Source organism: Streptomyces sp. NPDC059456, assembly GCF_042750055.1.
In the GTDB taxonomy this organism is placed as follows: Bacteria; Actinomycetota; Actinomycetes; order Streptomycetales; family Streptomycetaceae; genus Streptomyces.
This window is the reverse complement of record NZ_JBHYVA010000753.1, coordinates 1-3,953: the sequence shown is the minus strand read 5'-3', so window position 1 is coordinate 3,953 and position 3,953 is coordinate 1. Positions and strand designations below refer to the sequence as shown.

Here is a 3,953-nt window from a genome sequence, read left to right as displayed (position 1 = left end):
TCGGCGGGTGTCGGGCCCCGCGGCGTTGTTGTTTTCTGCGGTTCCTGGGCGGGGGCCCCCCCCCCCCCCGGGCGGCGCGCCCCCCCACCGCCATGTGCGGTCCTCTTGTCGCACAGACTTCTCGAAGGAGGTGTGTGGTGGGGACTGTCGTCGCGGGTATGCGCGGGATCAGCCGGGCGGTCGTCGTGACGTAGCAGGGGACCTGCTCACCTCCAATGATCGGCGGCCGTCCCGGCCCGTCGGCTCGGATCGACAGGGACCCAAGGGACCGGCCCGGCCAAGCACCGTCCCAGCAGCGCATCGTCTGCGTCGGGCTGCGCGGCGCCGAGGGGCACGCGTTGATGACGGTTGACGTTAGGTCAACGGCAGGCAGCGCGCCGGGCGGCGTGGCGTCCGTCCCGAGCGGGCGGGTGTGGGGTGTGGTTGTAGACAGGGGGCCTGCTGCCTGCAGGGGTGAGCAAGGGAGCTGCAGATGACCGAGACAGCCCCGCCGTGCACGGCGTCTGAGGAGTGCGGGCCGGCGGTGGGGGTGTTGATGGCGCTGGTCCCGTGCACGGTCACGGTCGCGCACCGCATCCTCGACAACGCTGCCAGTACCGCTGGCCTGCCACGGGAGCTCACGGCCCAGGTGGTGATGGGCCTGCGCAGTGACGTCTGAGGCAGCCCGGCGACGACCGTACAGAGCGGGCGGTGCGCGCGGAAATCGAATGCGCCCGCACTGCACCGGCCCCGCCCGCGGCAACGGCGCTGTTCCCGTCCCCGTTCGTCCTGAGCCAGCATGTGAGCCAGGTGCGGGCGGCGCGCCGCACGACCCTGGCCGCTCCCCACGATCGCGCGCAGCGGGCGGAGCTGGAGAACCGCCTCTATACCCTGCGCGTCCTGACCGGCAGCTGCACCGCGCACGCCGCTCTGACGGCTGCCGAGGCGTTTTGGCGGCGAACCGGCTTCCGGGTGCGGGCACTGCCCCAGCTCCCGCTGAGGAGCTTTGAATACTGCTCTGTGGTCAGGCGGCCCGGCCTGTCCCGGTAGGCGTGATCGAGGTTGTCGTCGTGGCGCATTCCTCGTTTTTGAGGGTGGAGATGGTGGACGGCCAGACGCCGAAGCGGCGTGCTGCGGCGGCGGGAGCGAGGTTCCTGGACTGCCGCAGAGGTCTCAGGCCGGCGACGGCTTCTCGGGAATGACTGCCCTGACACCCCGTCTGCACAGCGGTTGCCGCCGGACGAGTAGGCCCTATCCACGGCGACCGCGCCGGGCGTCGTGCGGGGGCGGCTCACCGCGTTCGTAGGTGCCGCCTTTGTCTCGCCGTGGAGTGATCCTGCCGGAAACGGGCGCCGAGGGCAGGCGGGTCAGGAGTGGAGGCGAGCCCGCGCCTCCCGGGCCCTGCGGCGTTTGACGGCGCGCCGTTCCTCCTCGCTCAGGCCTCCGCACACGCCCATGTTCATGCCCCCTTCGAGAGACCACTCCAAGCAGCGCTCCAAGACCGTGCATCGGCGGCACACCGCCTTGGCCTCCTCGATTTGGAGCAGGGCCGGGCCGCTACTCCCGACGGGGAAGAACAGGTCCGGGTCTTCCCCGCGGCAAGCCGCTCGGTGACGCCAGTCCATCGTCATGCCTCCGTTCACATAGTCGGTCGCTCACCCCCGCACCTGACCGGGATCCGAGGCTCTATGCGGCCGGCAGTGGCATCAGCGCACTCTTCACCAAGGCCTGCTCCGCGGCGTCCTCGGCTGTGAAGGTCGCGTCGACCCCTGCGCTACGGTCCCATCCGTCCCGAACCCTGCGGCTTTGCACGATGATGCAGGCCGCCCGGAGAGCACCCAGCCGACGGGTACTCGGCTGCGTCTCCTTCTGGTGGCAGGGCAGCCTGGCGCGACCACCGCCGTTCGTGAGCACTACCGGGCCCGTCCGGCGGACGCCGGCCGTCGCGGCCGTCGTGAAGTCGAGCCGGTAAGGGGCCCCGGCATAGAGACTACGGCGCTTCGGGTGCGTCGCCTGGGTTGTGCGGGAGGGCCTGCCGCTTCAGCTCCATGCGTCTGTTCACCAGGACCTCGGCGGGAACGGTCTTCCAGTAGGGATGGTCGACCACCGCGCTCGACAGCACACGCAGCTCTGCCCACATGCGGTCGACCGTCGCCTTCTGCTCGTCGCTCCAGCCGGGACTGTCGGGCACGTCCCCGCGGTGGGAATACCGCCCACCGCGCGCCCAGCCCTTCATGGGCTCCACGCTCCAAGGCAGTGCAGCCAAGTAGGCGCGGTGCTCGGCACGGGCGCAGTGGAGGCGTTCCTGCAGTTGAAGGAGATCGTCGGGGAAGGGATTTGGGTCGGTCACCTAGGAACTTAATTCTGTTCGATTCCAGAAGGGCGGCGGGCGCTCCGGTTCGTGCTCGTTCAGCCGACGGGTTTGGTGCTCCCGCCAGGTCGGATCGCGCGTGCCGGATAGGCGCCGAGTACTGGAAGGGGGGCGAGTGGAGGACGGGGCGGCGTGGCGTTCCGTCTGGGCCTGAAACTTGCCGTTCGGGCCGGCCGGTTCTCTGAACGAGGGGTGCGAGCAGAGCTGCCCCGGAGGCCAGTCGAGTCATGCCTTGTGCTGTCGACCCTGCTGTCGACCCCACAGGGGGATACCGGGGGAGGCATAAGCCTGGGGCGGTGCTTCCGGTGCGTTGGAGAACGGGGGTTGAGGCGGGTCACACGCTGCGCTGGTCGTGGGTTTCCTGCCGGAGCTGCTTGGTGTGGCGGGTGAGGGCGTCGATGTGGTCGGCGAGTTCGCCGTCCTGGGGTCGGAGGTGGGGCCGGGTGTCGGTCAGGGGTTGGACGAGGCGGGCGGCGTCGTTGTCGGCGAGTGCCAGGTTCACGTCGTTGACGGCGGCTTCGGCGTCGGCGGAAAGGCCGGTGAGGGCGGTGATCTGGCCTGCGAGGCGGCGCAGGTCGGCCGCGTTGTCGCGGGCCCAGGTGTTCACGTTGCGGTCGGCTGCGCGCATGTCGCGGGTGGCCTGGACACGTTCTTCGCCGGTGCTCCCGGCCTTGCCGGGGCGCAGGCGGAGGTAGCGCCGTTCGGCGGCCTGACGGCTGGCGACCCCGAGCGGGCCCGCGAGGTCGGCCCAGCTGGCGCCCTGGTCGCGGGCGGTTTCGATCAGGGCGCTTTCCCAGCCGGCGAGCTGCTCGCGGACCTCGCGCAGCGTCAGCAGTGCGGCCGGTGCCGGGTGCGGGCCCGCGTCAGCCTTGGATGTCGCTGTGGTGGCCGGCGTTCCCGCGGAGGGTTGCCGCGCCTCCTTGAGGGCTTGGTCGATGGTCTCGAGTGCCGCTGCGGCGGCAAGGAACGGGATGGGTGCGGTCGGCTCTGTGGCTTCGTTCATGGCACTCTCCGTGATTGTGTCACCCTCCGGATGACTTCTTGCTTGTCATCGTTTCGATGACATGCTACAACGGTGGCACGTTGAAGCGCATTGGCAGTTTCTGCCTGAACCAACTGGAGGTGTTTCGCGATGTTGATGCGCACTGACCCGTTCCGCGAGATGGACCGGATCGTTCAGCAGCTGTCCGGCACGTCGGGCACGTGGTCGAAGCCGTCGGTGATGCCGATGGATGCCTACCGTGAGGGCGAGGAGTACGTGATCGCCTTCGACCTGCCCGGTGTGAGCACCGAGGCGATCGACATCGATGTCGAGCGGAACATGCTGACCGTGAAGGCGGAGCGCCGCCCGGTCGCGAAGGCCGATTCCGTGAAGGTGGAGCTCTCCGAGCGTCCCCTGGGCGTCTTCTCCCGCCAGGTCGTCCTGGCCGACACCCTGGACACCGAGCGCATCCAGGCGGACTACGAGGCGGGTGTCCTGACCCTGCGGATTCCGATCGCCGAGCGCGCCAAGCCCCGCAAGATCAGCATCGGCGGCGAGAGCGGCCGCAAGCAGATCTCCGGCTGACCCCTCCGGTACCAGCCGGCAGCGGAGGGCGGGAAG

General features: G+C 69.8%; 6 protein-coding genes. 3 read left to right on the top strand and 3 right to left on the bottom strand.

Going from position 1 to position 3,953, the window contains the following annotated elements; genetic code table 11:
- Positions 1–472: 472 nt before the first annotated feature.
- Together ACFXA3_RS37815 and ACFXA3_RS37810 are read left to right on the top strand one after the other, a co-directional pair.
- The gene (locus ACFXA3_RS37815) at positions 473–658 is read left to right on the top strand and encodes a hypothetical protein (RefSeq protein ID WP_385195027.1); all 186 of its coding nucleotides are present in this window, start codon (positions 473–475) and stop codon (positions 656–658) included.
- Positions 659–690: 32 nt separating this feature from the next.
- Entirely contained in the window at positions 691–1,029 is a 339-nt protein-coding gene (locus tag ACFXA3_RS37810; RefSeq protein ID WP_385195024.1) for a DUF5133 domain-containing protein, read from the top strand.
- 317 nt (positions 1,030–1,346) lie between these two features.
- Here ACFXA3_RS37810 and ACFXA3_RS37805 read toward each other — a convergent pair whose 3' ends face one another.
- The 3 genes from ACFXA3_RS37805 to ACFXA3_RS37795 all read right to left on the bottom strand — a co-directional run bounded on the left by ACFXA3_RS37805 (position 1,347) and on the right by ACFXA3_RS37795 (position 3,353).
- Positions 1,347–1,604 (bottom strand): WhiB family transcriptional regulator, encoded by a 258-nt coding sequence (locus ACFXA3_RS37805; RefSeq protein ID WP_385195021.1) that lies wholly within the window; start codon positions 1,602–1,604, stop codon positions 1,347–1,349.
- A 365-nt stretch (positions 1,605–1,969) separates the two neighbouring features.
- Positions 1,970–2,245, bottom strand: a complete 276-nt coding sequence (locus ACFXA3_RS37800) for a hypothetical protein (RefSeq protein ID WP_385195018.1) — start codon at positions 2,243–2,245, stop codon at positions 1,970–1,972.
- A gap of 439 nt (positions 2,246–2,684) precedes the next feature.
- On the bottom strand, positions 2,685–3,353 hold the full coding sequence (locus tag ACFXA3_RS37795) for an HSP18 transcriptional regulator (RefSeq protein WP_385195015.1): 669 nt from the start codon (positions 3,351–3,353) through the stop codon (positions 2,685–2,687).
- Positions 3,354–3,482: 129 nt separating this feature from the next.
- On the opposite strand from ACFXA3_RS37795, the gene ACFXA3_RS37790 reads away from it, so the two are divergent.
- Entirely contained in the window at positions 3,483–3,917 is a 435-nt protein-coding gene (locus ACFXA3_RS37790) for an Hsp20/alpha crystallin family protein (protein ID WP_327130068.1), read from the top strand.
- Positions 3,918–3,953: the final 36 nt, after the last annotated feature.